The 1,234-nt window shown below is 49.7% G+C and carries 2 protein-coding genes; both read left to right on the top strand.

Annotated features, from left to right (window positions below):
- The coding region (locus GC102_RS18780; protein ID WP_171690902.1) for a helix-turn-helix domain-containing protein at positions 1–294 on the top strand (294 nt) is incomplete at its 5' end.
- Between the two features lie 311 nt (positions 295–605).
- On the top strand, positions 606–1,234 hold a 629-nt coding region (locus GC102_RS18775), incomplete at its 3' end, for an ABC transporter permease (RefSeq protein ID WP_312883320.1).

Genomic DNA, 1,234 nt, shown 5'->3' with positions numbered 1-1,234 from the left:
GCCAAAGCATACGTTCAGGAACGGCTGGAGCTGGATCATTCGCTTACTTCGATGGCGGAATATGCAGGTGTAAGCCCCGCGTACTTCAGCAGGCTGTTCAACAAGCATACGGGCCATAACTTTATTCAGCATATTACCGAGCTTAAGGTAGAACGCTCCAAGGAGCTTCTGCTGCACACCGATAATATGATCTCCGAAATCGCTGCGCAGGTTGGCTACAATGAACGAACGTTTCGTCGGGTTTTCAAGAAAATGACTGGGTATTCGCCGGCCAATTTCCGTAATCAGCAATAAAACGATGATGGAGGCATCCATACACACGTAAAATACCGCCCGTTTGGGCGGTCATTTTTTTATCCGGACGAAGATTCTGCAGTGTCGAAAATGTCCGGCGATGCCGGAAAAGCCTGATAGGACGCGCAGTTTCGGCAGTCTCCAATACCGACAACAATTGCACCTATTCAGCCGCTCTGTTCCCGGATTAAGCTGTTTGTAGCCGGCTAATCAGAACGAAGGGAGAGAGGATTATTCAAAACACAGGTTCGCTTGAAGCCGTTCCTATTGCCACCAGGCGAGATCAAGGCAACCGTCTGATGTGGAAGAGGGTGAAACGGTACAAATACATCTACTTGCTGGCGTTTCCAGCGGCGCTGTATTTTCTCGTATTTAAGTACGTTCCAATGTGGGGCATTTTGCTTGCTTTTCAGGAGTACAGTCCATTCCGTGGATTTTGGAACAGCGAATGGGTCGGCTTTGAGCATTTTGCCCATCTATTCGCGAGCAATCAGTTTTGGAACTTGTTCCGGAATACGCTGCTCATCAATTTGTTTGGACTCGTGTTTTTTTTCCCGCTGCCGATTGCGTTGTCGCTCATGCTTAACGAAGTAGGCCGAGAGTCCGTAAAGCGGGTTATTCAGTCTATTATTTATTTGCCTCATTTCCTGTCGTGGGTCATCGTCGTTAGCTTTACTTATTTTTTTCTGTCCGTCGATTTTGGGCTGGTTAACAAAGTGTTCGCCGCCTTGGGGTGGGACAAAATCAGCTTCATGTCGGATCCGAACTACTTTTGGGGACTGCTGACCGCTCAAAGTATTTGGAAGGAAGTCGGCTGGGGGACGATCATCTTCTTGGCCGCGATCGCCGGGGTCGATCCGCAGTTGTATGAGGCCGCTTACGTAGACGGAGCAGGCCGGCTGCGGCGGATCTGGCATATTACACTGCCTGCGATCCGCAG

It is taken from the genome of Paenibacillus germinis (assembly GCF_013141785.1).
GTDB classification, from domain to species: Bacteria; Bacillota; Bacilli; order Paenibacillales; family NBRC-103111; genus Paenibacillus_E; species Paenibacillus_E phytorum.
This window is presented reverse-complemented; position numbering and strand designations above follow the sequence as displayed.